Genomic DNA, 14,691 nt, shown 5'->3' with positions numbered 1-14,691 from the left:
CGTTCATCCTTGCCGCTTGAAGCCGGTCACGGCAGGGCGTGGCGGCCAGGGCAGGCGTTCGCGCCGCCCCTGGTTGTTGAAAATCAGGCCATCGCTGTCGATGTCCTGCAGCACGATCCCAGGTGCCAGGCGCTGGCCACGGGCTAGAGTGCGTACTTGCTCGCCGTAGCGCAGCACCACCACACTGGATGCCAATGGCTGCGCCTTGAGGCCGCCGAGGTATTGCAGTGGCAAGCGAGTAAGGGCAATGGCACCGTCGTCGATGGGCGCTTGCCAGTGGCCAACCATCAGCCCGGGCAGCGGGCTGTCGACCGCCGCAGGCGCCGTGGCGGGTTGCGGCTGGCGGCTCAGTTGCAGCACACACTGTGCAGCGAGCCAGCCAGCCAAGGTCAGGCCAGCGCCCGTGAACACGCGCGAGGCGAGGGTCACGAGGCCAACTGCCGTGGATGCCACCCCGGGTGCCCCTGCACGTAACGCACTTCGGGCAATTGCAGCGGCACCAGTTGCCAGTCGGCACCTTGCCGGGCCAGCCAGGCTTCGACCCGCTGCCACAGGGGCTCGCCGGCTTGACTGTCGAATTGCAGGCCAAAGGTGCGGCACAGGCCCTGCACGGGCTCCAGGCCAGTGATGCGCTTGCCTTGCGGGCTGTAGCTGACGCGCCAGGCCTGGCCCTGCCAGCGCGGCAGGTCCTGGCTGTTGTCCAGCAGCAACGGGTCGCCGAACAATTGTTCTGCAGCGTTCTCCAGCACTTGCTCGACCTGCCGAGCCGGCGCTTCGACCACCGGCGCCGGGTAACCGCCGGTAAGGCTGATCAAGTGTTCGCGGGTGATGGACGCACCCGCCGGCAGCGGGTAGTCATAACGCAGGCCCGGCAACAGCACGGGCATGCTGCTGTCGTCAGCCAGGGCTTGATGCAGCAGGCGGTCCCAGCTGCCGCCTCGGGTATCGCGGCGCCACAAGGCCTGGGGTGCACGGGCCAACGGCTGATCGAGCCAGGCCGCGTGGCCGGCACGTTGCTGGCGCAGTTGTGCCTGAAACTGCGCGACGCGCAGCTGCGCGGCAGGCGCCAGTTGTTGTTCAAAGGCCGGGAAGAAGCGCCCGTCGAACTGCCACAGCCCGGCCACACGTTGGCAGCGCAGGCGGAACGCACCGCTGCCCCGGCAGCCGGCGAACAACACCGGCACGCGGCGGCCGCTGGCCTGGGTTACTTCGACCGGCGCCGGCCACAAGTCCTGGCCACGGGCGCACAGCAGCACATCGATTTGCGGCAACCGTTCAGCCAGCCACAGGCCGGGGCCTGTGCCCACATCGGCCATGGCCACCACCAGGTCCGCCTCGCGCCGGGCCTGTTCGAATACCGGCTGCAGTGACTGGTACCACTGTTTGAGCGAAGCTTTCTGGTCCTGGGCATAAGGGTCGGTCACGCCAACCACTGCAATGCGCGCACCGCCGCGCTCGAAGACGTGCAAGGCTTCCAGGCCCAATGCCTGGCGTTGCGCGTCTGCCAGCCCGGCAGCCAAGGTAAGGGGGCTTGCCTGGCGATAGAGCCCTGGGCTGCGCTGTGGCCACAGTACCCGTTCGTCGCTGCTGACCCGCGCTTCGACGCCCAGCAGTTGGCTGCCTTGCACTCCACTTTCGCCCTGGGTCAGGTAAGCCAGGCCACTGCCATTCCAGCCTTGGCCGTTTTCCAGGGTGAGGCTGTTGCCGGCACCGGCCTCGCCGCGCAGCTGCTCCAGCAACGCCGCCAGCACCGCATAGCCGCCCAACTGGGCAGCCCCAGCCTGATTCGCATCGAGCAGCGGCGCCAGTTGCGGGTAGTCGATGCTGGCGCTGCTGCCGGTCATCCATGGCGCGCGGCCCAGGTGGCTGACCGGTCCCAGCCGGGTAGCCGGCACCACGGCCAGGCCAGGTTGGCGGGCATCGAGGGTATCGGCTACATAGAGCAAGTCGAGGTGGGCGTTACCGCCCTGCTGCCCTGGGAAGGCAGTGCAGGCGCCGAGCAGCGGTGCCAAGGCACCGATACCCATCCAGCCGATCACTTCGCGCCTGTGCACACTGCTCGCCATCGCACCCGCCATCCTTTTCCGCGTTCATTCAGGGCCCCGGATGTTGCGGCGTTGGCATTACAGTTTGATGGCAGAAATCCGACAGACATTCCAAATTGATCTGTCAGAAGCTTTTCTAAGAGCGAGTCGTTTTAAAAACCCCTTAACATTTCTGCCAATGAATCATCATATTTTCCCCCTAAAGTCGCGGGTTCTTCTAACTCAGCCAATATAAGGACACCCTGATGAGTCGAGATACCGGCGACAACCTGGACCGGAACCAAAGCGGCAACCTGCCGATGGCCAACGTCATGGACGCCTACCTGAGCCGTCGCAGCGTGATGCGCGGTAGCCTGGGCGCCGCCATCGCCATGATCGCCGGTACCGGCCTGACAGGCTGCTTCGACGGTGGCGGCTCCGATCACGATGACCCCGTCACCGAGCCACCGGTGACCGAGCCGCCAGTCACCGAACCGGAAGTACCGAAACTGGCGTTGGGCTTCCAGTCCATCCCAGGTTCGCGCACCGACGCCTGTGTCGTCGCCGCTGGCTATAGCGCCTACGTGCTGGCGCCCTGGGGTACGCCGCTGAACAGCAACGGCAACCCGTGGAAGTCCGACGGCAGCAACACCTCGACCGACCAGGCCAACGCCATGGGCATGCACCATGACGGCATGCACTTCTTCCCCATCAACGGCAGCTCGGAAGACGGCCTGCTGGCGATCAACTTCGAATACATCGACACCGCGGCCCTGCACCCGGCCGGCCCGACCACCGATGTGAACGGCAAGCGCCCGGCCGAAGAAGTGCGCAAGGAAATCAACGCCCACGGTGCCGGCGTGGTACGCCTGCAGAAAATCAACGGACGTTGGCAGGTGGTCGACAACGACCCGCTGAACCGCCGCTTCACCACTGCCTCGCGCATGGAAATCACCGGGCCGCTGCGCGGCACCGACCACGTCAAGACCAAGTACTCCACCGCCGGCACTCACTGCCGTGGCACCAACAACAACTGCGGCAACGGCTATACCCCGTGGGGCACCTACCTGACCTGCGAAGAGAACTGGCCGGGCATCTTCGTCAACAAAGGCACCCGCCCCGAGGACCAGCGCCGTATTGGCGTGGGCACCTCCAGTGGCCAGTACAAGTGGGAAAGCGCTGCCGGTGACAGCACCGAGGTGGCCGACGAATTCGCCCGCTTCGACGTGACCATCAAGGGCGCCAGCGCCAGCGACGACTACCGCAACGAAGCCAGCACCTACGGCTACATCGTCGAGATCGACCCCTACAACAGCAGTACCCTGGCCACCAAGCGTACCGCGCTGGGCCGTTTCCGCCACGAGGGCTGCGCCCCAGGCCTTCCCGTCGCGGGCAAGCCGCTGGTGTGGTACATGGGTGACGACTCGAACAACGAGTACCTGTACAAGTGGGTGTCCACCGCCGTGTGGGACGCCGCCGACGCCAACCCGGCCGACCGCCTGGCCACCGGCGCCAAGTACCTCGACCAGGGCAAGCTCTACGTGGCCCGCTTCAATGCCGATGGCACCGGCGTATGGCTGCTGCTGGACGTGGGCACCGCCACCAAGGCCGGCAGCACCCTGGGTGCACTGTATGGTGACCTGCCAGGCATCATCCTCAACACCCGTGGTGCCGGCGATGCCGTGGGCGCAACGCCGATGGACCGCCCGGAATGGACCACGGTCAACCCACTGAACGGCGACGTGTACCTGACCCTGACCAACAACAGCGCACGCACCCCGGAAAAGGTCGATGCAGCCAACCCACGTGGCCCGAACCGTCACGGCCACATCATTCGCTGGCACGACAGTGACGACCAGCTGAGCTTTACCTGGGACATCTTCGTGTTCGGCGCCAACGCTGCCGGCACTGCCGACATCAATCGTTCTGGCCTGACCGAGCTCAACCAGTTCGCCAGCCCCGACGGCATGAGTTTCGATAGCCGTGGCATTCTGTGGTTCGAAACCGACAACGGCGAAACCACCTTGACCGACTATACCAACGACCAACTGCTGGCGGTGATCCCCACCGACCTGGTGGATGCCAGCAGCAAGCAGGTACCGGTGAACGCACAGAACCAGGTGGCCCTGCGCCGCTTCTTTGTCGGGCCGAATGATTGCGAGGTGACCGGGATTTCCTTTACCCCGGACAACAAGACCTTGTTCGTCAACATTCAGCATCCGGGGAACTGGCCTTATACCGACAAGGCCACCGATGCTACGCCGGCTGGGGCGACTGTAAGGCCACGGGCTTCGACGGTGGTGATTCAGCGCAATGATGGCGGGGAGATCGGCACCGCCTGATCGATCTGGGGCCGCTCTGCGGCCCCAGTACTCTCAAGCTTTACCAGGCCATGGGCTCCCGGCTACGCACCCGCACCTGCTGTGCTGGCACCCGCGCATGCCATTGCACCACCCCAAGCGCCTCTACCTGAAACTCGCTGCGCATCATCCTGCCCTCCTCTTCGAACGACAGCTGCAACAGGAAGTACCCACTGTTGAGCAGCAAGCCTTCACTCAGTCGTTCGAACGTCTCGTCATCCACCGCCCCCAGCGCCTGGCGCAACGCGGCCGCATCCGCATACCCCGACGCCGGTCGCCCGGTGATGATGCGGCTGAGCAAAGAGCGCGAATAGCGCCCCTCGTACAGCGCTTCCAGCAACGGTAGGTGCTCCAGCCCCAGCGCATTGGCATTCAGGCGCCAGCCGGTGACCTGGGGCAAGGCGCACAGCATCGGATAACGAGCCTGGCGAGCGGCATCCGGCTCCAGCAACAGGTTCAGCTCGCTGGTGTCGAGCATCGGCTGATTGGCCGCCAGCCGTGCGGGTTGCTGACGCAGGTACTGGGCACTCTCGGCGCCCTGCAGACGGGTATCACTGTCGGCGTCGAGCCAGTCGGCCAGTGCATCGACCAGGCGCTCGGCAGCCATGTCGTCGCCCAGCAGATAACGCAATTGGTGCTCGGCACGTTCGCCATCGGCACCCAGCAACGCATTGACGTTGAAGCATGTGTGCTGGTCGCGCACCCGCAATTGCGCCTGGCCCGTGCCAAAATCGTAGTTCAGTGGCTGCCCGCGCAAGGCTTGCCAGAACAATGGGCTAAGCCGCCAGGCGGGGTCCCGCAGAGCCTGCTCGGCATAGGCAAGGCCCGCCTGCTCCATGGCGCGCACCTGCACCCGCTGCTGCAACAGACGCACCTCATCCACCTGGCGCCGACCATCTTCCACCAACCAAGCCATGCCCGCCGCCAGCATCGCCAGCACCACCATCACCATCAACAGGGCCGCCCCCTGCTGTTGCCTGCCACCCATCCGTGCGTGCCTCGCTCGCGAAGTAAAAACGCCAGTCAACACGCCGCTTGTTGCAGGTAGATGGCAATGCCCGTTCGTCATGCGCATGTCATCTAGGCGATGCAGGATTGCCCTTCCTTTTCATGGCCTTACAGGAGTGGTCGCAATGGGTGGCATTGGAATCTGGCAACTGGTGATCGTACTGCTGATCGTATTTCTGCTGTTTGGGACCAAGCGCCTCAAGGGCCTGGGCAGCGATGTGGGCGAGGCGATCCAGGGTTTTCGCAAGTCCATGGGCGGTGACAATGACGCCAGCACACCCGGCCAGGCGCAGATGCAGCAACAGGCCCCGCTGACCGGCCAGGCCACGCAGCAACCGCAAGCGGACCGTCAGGCCTGATGTTCGAGGTAGGCTTCAGCGAGTTGCTGCTGGTCGGCGTCGTCGCCCTGCTGGTGCTGGGCCCGGAGCGCCTGCCAGTGGCGGCACGCACCCTTGGGCGTGGCCTGGGCCAGGCGCGCCGGGCCATGCACGCCTTGCGTACGCAGGTGGAGCGCGAAATCGAGCTGCCCCACCTCGACAGCGCACCCTTGCAGCGCCTGGAACAGGAGATCCGTCAGGGCATCAGCCTGAATACAGAGCCGGCCAATGATGCGGCTACAGTCACGCTACCCAAGGAAAACGCCTCATGAGCAGTGCCATGGACCCGACGGCCAGCATGCCGTTGACTGAACACCTGCGCGACCTGCGCAAACGCCTGGTGCGTTGTCTGGGGTTGGTGGCATTGGTGTTCGCCGGCCTGTTCCCCTTCGCCCAAACGCTGTACACGCTCATCTCCGAGCCGCTTCGGCGCTTTTTGCCGGAAGGCGCGAGCATGATCGCCACCAGCGTCACCTCGCCTTTTCTGACGCCGTTCAAGCTGACCGCGATGTGCGCACTGTTCGTGGCCATGCCGCTGCTGCTGCACCAGGCCTGGGGCTTTCTGGCACCGGGGTTGTACCGCCGTGAACGGCGCATTGCCCTGCCGCTGCTGGTGTCGAGCATCGTGCTGTTCTATGCCGGCATGGCGTTCGCGTTCTTCCTGGTGTTTCCGATGATGTTCGGCTTTTTTGCCAGCGTGACACCGGACGGTGTGGCGATGATGACTGACATCAGCCAGTACCTGGACTTTATCCTGGCGCTGTTTTTGGCATTCGGGCTGGCATTCGAGATCCCGGTGGCGACCTTCATCGTGGTCTGGGTGGGGTTGGCCGATGTGGCCACATTACGGCGCAGCAGGCCCTACGTGATCGTCGGGTGCTTTGTGGTGGGGATGATCCTGACGCCGCCGGATGTGTTTTCGCAGACGATGCTAGCGGTGCCGATGTGGATACTGTTCGAGGTGGGATTGCTGGCTTGTGCCTGGTTGAAGCGGCCTGAGCCCGGCAAGGAGATTGTGGCCGGCTTATAGAGCCCTTTCGCGGGCTTGCCCGCGAAGGCCTTGATGCAGTCTAGAACTGGGCGAGCTGCCAGACTTCGTAGGCTGGCGTCTCGTAGGGGTGGTTCTGCTTCAGGGCAGCGACGACCTGGGCTACCAGACCGTCAGCCACCACAAGCTCCACCTTCCACTCTTCCACCACCTCGACCTGGCCGGTTTGCCCGAGGAACGGCTGGCTGCCGTCCAACGGGCGGAACTGGCCCTGGCCCAGGGTTTGCCAGGCGCAGTGGTCATAGTCACCGATGCGCCCGCCACCAGCAGCGAACACAGCGGCCTTGACCACTTCGACGTGGCTGGCGGGGACGAAGAAGGCGAGCTTGTACACGCCTTAGTTCACCCACACCCGCGCGTTGCGGAACATACGCATCAGCGCAGCATCTTCCTGCCACTCGTCTGGGCGCCAGGAGTTCTGCACGGCGCGGAATACGCGCTCCGGGTGCGGCATCATGATGGTCACACGGCCATCGCGGCTGGTCAGGCCGGTGATACCACGCGGCGAGCCGTTCGGGTTGGCCGGGTAGGCTTCGGTGACCTTGCCGTGGTTGTCGACGTAGCGCAGGGCCACGCAACCGGACAGATCGGCTTCCAGCAATGCCGCTTCGTTGGCGAATTCGGCATGGCCTTCACCGTGGGCGATGGCGATCGGCATGCGCGAACCGGCCATGCCCTGCAGGAAGATCGAGTTGGACTTCTGCACCTCGACCATGGCCACGCGTGCCTCGAACTGCTCCGAGCGGTTACGCACGAAATGCGGCCAGTACTCGGTGCCCGGGATCAGCTCGTGCAGGTTGGACATCATCTGGCAACCGTTGCACACGCCCAGGGCGAAGCTGTCGGTACGCTCGAAGAAGGCCTGGAAGGCATCACGGGCACGGGCGTTGAACAGCGCCGACTTGGCCCAGCCTTCACCCGCGCCCAGCACGTCGCCGTAGGAGAAGCCACCGCAGGCGACCAGGCCCTTGAAGGCCTCGAAGTCGACACGGCCAGCGAGGATGTCGCTCATGTGCACGTCGATGGCAGCGAAGCCTGCGCGGTCGAAGGCAGCGGCCATCTCGACCTGGCCGTTGACGCCCTGCTCGCGCAGGATGGCCACTTGCGGGCGCACGCCCTTCTTGATGTACGGCGCGGCGATGTCATCGTTGACGTCGAAGCCCAGCTTGACCGACAGGCCCGGGTTGTCTTCCTCGAGCAGCAGGTCGAATTCCTGGTCGGCGCAGTCGGCGTTGTCGCGCAGGCGCTGGATTTGGTAGCTGGTCTCGGCCCACTGGCGCTGCAGCATGCGACGGTCATCGTCGAACAGCACCTCGCCGTTCAGGCTGATGGACACTTCACCGTTGTTGACCGGCTTGCCGATCACTGCCACGCAACCTTCACCCAGGCCGGCTGCGCTGAACTGTGCCAGCACGTCCGGGGTGGCATCCTGGCGAACCTGGATGACCGCGCCCAGCTCTTCGTTGAAGAGGATGGCTGGCACGTCGCCTTTGCTGTCGGTCAGCGGGTCGAGCTGCAGGTCGAGGCCGCAGTGGCCGGCGAAGGCCATTTCCAGCACGGTGGTGAGCAGGCCGCCGTCGGAGCGGTCGTGGTAGGCCAGCAGATGGCCGTCGGCGTTCAGGCCCTGGATCACGGCGAAGAAGGCCTTGAGGTCTTCGGCGTCGTCGACGTCCGGTGCCTGGGCCGCGATCTTGCCGTAGGTCTGGGCCAGGATCGAGGCGCCCATGCGGTTCTTGCCACGGCCCAGGTCGATCAGGATCAGGTCGGTCTCGCCCTTGTCCATGCGCAGTTGCGGGGTGAGGGTCTTGCGGATGTCGGTGACCGGGGCGAAGCCGGTGATGATCAGCGACATTGGCGAGGTGACGCTCTTCTCCACGCCCTCCTCGCTCCACTTGGTCTTCATCGACATCGAGTCTTTGCCGACCGGAATGGTAATGCCCAGTTCCGGGCACAGCTCCATGCCGACGGCCTTGACGGTGTCGTACAGGCGGGCGTCTTCACCTGGGTGGCCAGCGGCGGACATCCAGTTGGCCGACAGCTTGATGTCAGACAGCTTCTCGATACGCGAAGCGGCCAGGTTGGTGATGGTCTCGCCGATGGCCATGCGGCCGGAAGCCGGGGCATCCAGCAGCGCCAGCGGGGTACGCTCGCCCATGGCCATGGCTTCACCGGTGTACACATCGAAGCTGGTGGCGGTGACGGCGCAGTCGGCTACCGGAACCTGCCACGGGCCGACCATCTGGTCGCGGGCAACCAGGCCAGTGATGGTGCGGTCGCCGATGGTGATCAGGAAGCTCTTGCTGGCCACGGCCGGGTGGTTCAGCACGCGCTGCACGGCGTTGTCCAGGTCCAACTTGCTCGGGTCGAAGTCATCGCCCAGCTCGGCTTCGCGGGTAACCGAACGGTGCATGCGCGGTGGCTTGCCCAGCAGCACGTCCAGCGGCATGTCCACCGGGGTGTTGCCGAAGTGGCTGTCGCTCACGGTCAGGTGCGGCTCTTCAGTCGCTTCGCCGACCACGGCAAACGGGCAACGCTCACGCTCGCAGATGGCCTGGAAACGCTCGAAGTCGACCGCGCTGACAGCCAGCACGTAACGCTCTTGCGATTCGTTGCTCCAGATTTCGTGCGGGGCCATGCCCGGCTCGTCGTTGGGCACGTTGCGCAGCTCGAAGCGGCCGCCACGGCCACCGTCGTTGACCAGCTCCGGGAAGGCGTTGGAGATACCACCCGCGCCCACGTCGTGGATGAAGGCGATCGGGTTGTCGTCACCCAGCTGCCAGCAGCGGTCGATGACCTCCTGGCAGCGGCGCTCCATTTCCGGGTTTTCGCGCTGTACCGAAGCGAAGTCCAGGTCAGCCGAGCTGGCACCGGTCGCCACCGACGAAGCGGCGCCGCCGCCCAGGCCGATCAGCATGGCCGGGCCACCGAGCACGATCAGCTTGGCGCCGACGGTGATCTCGCCCTTCTGCACGTGGTCTTCACGGATGTTGCCCATGCCACCGGCGAGCATGATTGGCTTGTGGTAACCGCGTACTTCTTCACCGTGCGGGGTGTTGATGGCCTGCTCGAAGGTACGGAAGTAACCGGTCAGGGCCGGGCGACCGAATTCGTTGTTGAACGCGGCGCCGCCCAGAGGGCCTTCGATCATGATGTCGAGGGCGTCGACGATACGCTCAGGCTTGCCGTAGGCCTGCTCCCAAGGCTGTTCGAAGCCTGGGATGCGCAGGTTGGACACGGTGAAGCCGGTCAGGCCCGCTTTGGGCTTGGCGCCACGGCCGGTTGCACCTTCGTCGCGGATTTCACCGCCGGAGCCAGTCGATGCACCGGAGAACGGGGCGATGGCGGTCGGGTGGTTGTGGGTTTCCACCTTCATCAGGATGTGCACCGGCTCCTGCACCGCGCCGTACTGGCGGGTTTCAGGGTTCGGGAAGAAACGGCCAGCCACGTTACCGACGATGACCGAGGCGTTGTCCTTGTATGCGGACAGCACGCCTTCGTTGTGCATCTGGTAGGTGTTCTTGATCATGCCGAACAGGCTTTTTTCCTGAGCCTGGCCGTCGATGTCCCAACTGGCGTTGAAGATCTTGTGGCGGCAGTGCTCGGAGTTGGCCTGGGCGAACATCATCAGTTCGATGTCGTTCGGGTTGCGCTTGAGCCCCTGGAAGGCAGCGACCAGGTAGTCGATCTCGTCTTCGGCCAGGGCCAGGCCCAGGTCGATGTTGGCCTGGGCCAGGGCGTCACGGCCGCCGGCCAGGATGTCCACCGAGGTCATCGGCTTGGGCTGGGCGTGGCTGAACAGGTCGGCCGCCTGCTCCAGCTGAGCCAGCACACGCTGGGTCATGCGGTCGTGCAGTTCGGCGGCGATCAGTGCAGCGTCAGCGTCGCTCAGGGTGCCGGCAACGTAGTAGGCGATGCCGCGCTCCAGGCGCTGGATCGACTGCAGGCCGCAGTTGTGGGCGATGTCGCTGGCCTTGCTGGCCCACGGCGAAATGGTGCCCAGGCGCGGCACGACCAGGAACAGGCGGCCGGTCGGCTCCTGTACCGGCACGCTCGGGCCGTACTTGAGCAGACGGCCCAGCACCTGCTGCTGGTCGGCGGTCAGCTCGCCGTCAACATCGGCGAAGTGGGCGAATTCGGCATACAAACCAGTAACAGCGGGGACTTTCTGGCTCAGTTGCTCGAGTAATTTACCGTGGCGAAAGGCAGAAAGGGCAGGAGCGCCGCGCAGGATCAACATCGTCGGGACAGCCTCAGGAAGGGGTGTGCTTAGAGGCCGTGCATTCTAGCCTAATTCGATGGCTTTCGGCACCTGCTCTAAGCCACGGCTGCCGGGCGGCGGAACCGGACTTTCGGGTCAAAAAAAGCAGTACGCATGCAATCAATGCGGGAACAGCACATAACGCGCTACCAGACAACCTAACCGTTGTCGAGATATGGTTGGGCCAGTCCTTTGCGTATACTGCAACCTATGTTCGCCCACACTGCTTTGCGCCAGCGTTGCGCCAAATGGCTTTTCGCAACCGGACTCTTTCTGCTGCTCGGTGCCTGCGTTGAAAAACCCAGCACCCTCGAGCGCGTGAAGGAGGATGGCGTGCTGCGCGTGATCACCCGCAACAGCCCGGCCACCTACTTCCAGGACCGCAACGGCGAAACCGGCTTCGAATACGAGCTAGTCCAGCATTTCGCCGAAGATCTCGGCGTGAAGCTGCAGATCGAGACCGCCGACAACCTCGACGAGCTGTACGACGCCCTAGGCAAACCCTCCGGCCCGGTACTGGCCGCAGCCGGCCTGGTCAGCAGCGAGCGGCGCAAGGCCCAGGTGAAATACTCGCACCCGTACCTGGAAGTGACGCCACAGGTCATCTACCGCAACGGCCGCCCACGCCCGACCAACGCCAAGGGCCTGGTCGGCAAGAAAATCATGGTGCTCAAGGGCAGCAGCCATGCCGACCTGCTGGCTGAGCTGAAAAAGCAGAACCCTGGCCTGGAATATGAAGAGTCCGACGCCGTCGAGGTGGTCGACCTGCTGCGCATGGTCGATGAAGGGCAGATCGACCTGACCCTGGTCGACTCCAACGAACTGGCGATGAACCAGGTGTACTTCCCTAACGTGCGAGTCGCCTTCGACGTGGGTGATACCCGCGACCAGCGCTGGGCCGTGGCGGCAGGCGAAGACAACAGCCTGCTCAACGAGATCAACGAGTTTCTCGACAAGGCGCAAAAGAACGGCACGCTGCAGCGCCTGAAAGACCGCTACTACGGCCATGTCGATGTATTGGGCTATGTCGGTGCCTACACCTTCGCCCAGCACCTGCAACAACGCCTGCCCAAGTACGAAAAACACTTCAAGAGCTACGCCAAGGTCGAGCAGGTCGACTGGCGCCTGCTGGCCGCAATCGGCTACCAGGAGTCGATGTGGCAGCCGGAAGTCACCTCCAAGACCGGCGTGCGCGGCCTGATGATGCTGACCCAACGCACCGCCCAGGCGATGGGTGTGTCCAACCGACTGGACCCCAAGCAGAGCATTCAGGGCGGCGCCAAGTATTTCATGAAGATCAAGGAAGAGCTCGACGACAGCATTCAGGAGCCGGACCGCACCTGGTTCGCCCTGGCGGCCTATAACGTGGGTACCGGCCACCTGGAAGACGCCCGGACCCTGGCCAAGCGCGAAAAGCTCAACCCGAACAAGTGGCTGGACGTCAAGAAGATGCTGCCACGCCTGTCACAGAAGCAGTGGTACCGGCAGACCAAGTACGGTTATGCCCGTGGCGGCGAGCCGGTGCACTTCGTGGCCAACATCCGTCGTTACTACGACATCCTTACCTGGGTGACCCAACCGCAGCTCGAAGGCCAGGTGGCCGAGGGCAACCTGCATGTGCCTGGGGTGAACAAGGACAAGCCGGCGGATCAGTCGCCGCCGATGTAAGCCAATACAGGTCAGCCTTTGGCCCGGCGGGCCTTGAAGAACTCGCTGAGGATCTGCCCGCACGCCTCCGCCAGCACTCCACCCTCCACCATCACCCGGTGGTTCAGAAACCCTTGGCCGAAGAACTGCCCCTGGCTCTGTACGATCCCCGCCTTGGGCTCCAGCGCGCCAAACACCACCCGCATCACCCGCGAATGCACGATCAGCCCTGCACACATGCTGCACGGCTCCAGGGTCACGTACAGGGTGCTGCCGGGCAGCCGGTAGTTGCTGGCCGCTTTCGCCGCTGCGCGGATGGCCACCATTTCAGCATGCGCACTCGGGTCGCTGTCGATGATCGGCCGGTTGAAGCCCTGGCCAATCACCTGCCCATGCTGCACCAATACCGCACCCACCGGCACCTCGCCCAACGCCGCGCCCTCGGCAGCCAGCGCCAGGGCCAGGCGCATGAACTCCTGATCGCGGCTGCGATCGATGATCTGCGGACGCATCAGACCACCGCGATCGCGGCCATCAGGCCGGTTTCCATGTGGTCGATGACGTGGCAATGGAACATCCAGGTACCTGGGTTATCCGCCACCAGTGCAACCTGGGCGCGCTCGTTCTTGCCCAGCAGGTAGGTGTCGGTAAACCACGGCTCCTTGATGTCGTGGCGATTGGAGCCGATCACCTTGAAGCTCATGCCATGCAGGTGGATCGGGTGCTGGTACTGGGTCATGTTCTTCAGCTCGAAAATGTAGCTCTTGCCCTTCTGCAACGTGGCGATGGGGCGGTCGGCGCAGGTCTTGTCGGTGATGTCCCAGGCCTGGCCGTTGATCTGCCACATGCTGGACGGTTTGTCGGGGTCAGGGGTAACCGTGACGCTCGCCGCCCACTCGAAATTGAAGTTGAGCTTTTCGGCATTCTCCAGGTCTGGCTCGGCGATCGGGTTGGGTGGCAGCGCTGGTGGCCAGTCGCTTGGCGCGTCATTGCTGGCCACTGAACGCAGGGTGCCCAAGCGCACGAAACCGTCGCGCAGGGAGATTTCCTCACCCGCTTGGGGAATACGGATAGCCAGGCAGATACGCATGCCGGGGCCAAGCCAGTAGTCGTCTTCCAATGGCCGTGGGGTCACTGGGTTGCCGTCCAGGGCATAGATTTTCGCCTCGCAGTTGCCCTTGAGATTGAGGCGGTAGGTCCAGGTGTTGTCCAGGTTCAGCAGACGCACCCGCACCACCTGGCCGGCTGGCAGCTCGGTGACCGAGTCGGCCTGGCCATTGATGGTGATCAAGCGCCCGGCGGTGCCGTTGCGCGCGGCCTCACGCGGGATGCTGAAGGGCAGCCAGGCGCCTTGCTCGTCTACATGCCAGTTCTTCAGGCTCAGCGTGCGCTCATGAAGGAAGCCAGTCGGTTCGCGCTCTTCGACGATCAGCGGCCCAACCAGGCCACGGCCCAGCTCTTCGGAGCTGCTGACATGCGGGTGATACCAGTAGCTGCCGGCGTCTGGTACGCGGAACTTGTAATCGAAATACTCGCCCGGCTTGACTGGCAGTTGCGAGACATAGGGCACGCCGTCCATTTCCAGCGGCAGGCGGATGCCGTGCCAATGGATGGTGGTCTCGACCGGCAGGTGGTTGATGAAGCGTACCCGCAACCAGGTGCCCTGGCGCACGCGCAGCTCGGTACCCGGTGCCGACGGGCCGAATGCCCAGGCCTCGGTCTTGAAGCCCGGCACCAATTCGACGTCCAGGGGCGCTGCAATCAGCTCATAATCGTGGCCGGCGTTGTCATCTTCGACCTTGCCCAGCCAGTAACGCGCCGCGCCACCGGCGCCCAGGCCAACCACAACCAGGCCAGTGAGGCCCTTGAGCATTTGTCGACGGGTGAAGGACATCGGTGCGGGTACCTCGTGTTCTGCGCAATCAAGCTGCCAGCATTGGCTGGCGATGAAGGGCGAATACGATACACC

Annotated in this window: 12 protein-coding genes; 5 read left to right on the top strand and 7 right to left on the bottom strand. The window is 64.3% G+C overall.

The features are described 5' to 3' along the window. Positions 1–3 precede the first annotated feature (3 nt). Together DM807_RS01275 and DM807_RS01270 are read right to left on the bottom strand one after the other, a co-directional pair. The gene (locus tag DM807_RS01275; RefSeq protein WP_012270736.1) at positions 4–429 is read right to left on the bottom strand and encodes a pilus assembly protein PilZ; all 426 of its coding nucleotides are present in this window, start codon (positions 427–429) and stop codon (positions 4–6) included. After that, complete coding sequence (locus DM807_RS01270) at positions 426–2,066, bottom strand: bifunctional UDP-sugar hydrolase/5'-nucleotidase (protein ID WP_179026971.1); 1,641 nt, start codon at positions 2,064–2,066, stop codon at positions 426–428. The genes DM807_RS01275 and DM807_RS01270 overlap by 4 nt, the downstream gene beginning before the upstream one ends. A gap of 224 nt (positions 2,067–2,290) precedes the next feature. Between DM807_RS01270 and DM807_RS01265 the strand changes: the two genes are divergently transcribed. After that, the gene (locus DM807_RS01265) at positions 2,291–4,366 is read left to right on the top strand and encodes a PhoX family protein (RefSeq protein ID WP_179026970.1); all 2,076 of its coding nucleotides are present in this window, start codon (positions 2,291–2,293) and stop codon (positions 4,364–4,366) included. Positions 4,367–4,406: 40 nt separating this feature from the next. On the opposite strand, the gene gspK is transcribed toward DM807_RS01265, so the two are convergent. Continuing rightward, positions 4,407–5,372, bottom strand: coding sequence for a type II secretion system minor pseudopilin GspK (gene gspK / locus DM807_RS01260; protein ID WP_012270733.1), 966 nt, complete (start codon positions 5,370–5,372; stop codon positions 4,407–4,409). A gap of 145 nt (positions 5,373–5,517) precedes the next feature. Between gspK and tatA the strand changes: the two genes are divergently transcribed. Genes tatA through tatC form a run of 3 tightly spaced genes read left to right on the top strand, consistent with a single transcriptional unit; the run spans position 5,518 to position 6,799 of the window. Next, positions 5,518–5,751: a twin-arginine translocase TatA/TatE family subunit gene (tatA, locus tag DM807_RS01255; RefSeq protein ID WP_012270732.1), complete on the top strand. Its 234-nt coding sequence runs from the start codon at positions 5,518–5,520 to the stop codon at positions 5,749–5,751. Continuing rightward, a complete protein-coding gene (gene tatB, locus DM807_RS01250) occupies positions 5,751–6,041 on the top strand; it encodes a Sec-independent protein translocase protein TatB (RefSeq protein ID WP_012270731.1) in 291 nt (96 codons plus the stop codon). Before tatA ends, tatB begins: the two co-directional genes overlap by 1 nt. Beyond that, complete coding sequence (tatC, locus tag DM807_RS01245) at positions 6,038–6,799, top strand: twin-arginine translocase subunit TatC (protein WP_012270730.1); 762 nt, start codon at positions 6,038–6,040, stop codon at positions 6,797–6,799. Before tatB ends, tatC begins: the two co-directional genes overlap by 4 nt. 40 nt (positions 6,800–6,839) lie before the next feature. Here tatC and DM807_RS01240 read toward each other — a convergent pair whose 3' ends face one another. Then, positions 6,840–7,151 (bottom strand): YqfO family protein, encoded by a 312-nt coding sequence (locus DM807_RS01240; protein ID WP_012270729.1) that lies wholly within the window; start codon positions 7,149–7,151, stop codon positions 6,840–6,842. Between the two features lie 3 nt (positions 7,152–7,154). Further along, positions 7,155–11,054, bottom strand: a complete 3,900-nt coding sequence (gene purL, locus DM807_RS01235) for a phosphoribosylformylglycinamidine synthase (RefSeq protein WP_012270728.1) — start codon at positions 11,052–11,054, stop codon at positions 7,155–7,157. Positions 11,055–11,285: 231 nt separating this feature from the next. Between purL and mltF the strand changes: the two genes are divergently transcribed. Further along, positions 11,286–12,743, top strand: a complete 1,458-nt coding sequence (gene mltF, locus DM807_RS01230; protein WP_012270727.1) for a membrane-bound lytic murein transglycosylase MltF — start codon at positions 11,286–11,288, stop codon at positions 12,741–12,743. A gap of 11 nt (positions 12,744–12,754) precedes the next feature. Here mltF and tadA read toward each other — a convergent pair whose 3' ends face one another. Both tadA and DM807_RS01220 read right to left on the bottom strand, forming a co-directional pair. After that, entirely contained in the window at positions 12,755–13,234 is a 480-nt protein-coding gene (gene tadA / locus DM807_RS01225; RefSeq protein WP_060492714.1) for a tRNA adenosine(34) deaminase TadA, read from the bottom strand. Beyond that, positions 13,234–14,616: a multicopper oxidase family protein gene (locus DM807_RS01220; protein ID WP_012270725.1), complete on the bottom strand. Its 1,383-nt coding sequence runs from the start codon at positions 14,614–14,616 to the stop codon at positions 13,234–13,236. Before DM807_RS01220 ends, tadA begins: the two co-directional genes overlap by 1 nt. Positions 14,617–14,691: the final 75 nt, after the last annotated feature.

Source organism: Pseudomonas hunanensis (genome assembly GCF_013393325.1).
Taxonomy (GTDB): domain Bacteria; phylum Pseudomonadota; class Gammaproteobacteria; order Pseudomonadales; family Pseudomonadaceae; genus Aquipseudomonas; species Aquipseudomonas putida_P.
The sequence above is the reverse complement of the archived record's forward strand: the minus strand, read 5'-3'. Positions and strand labels throughout refer to the sequence as shown.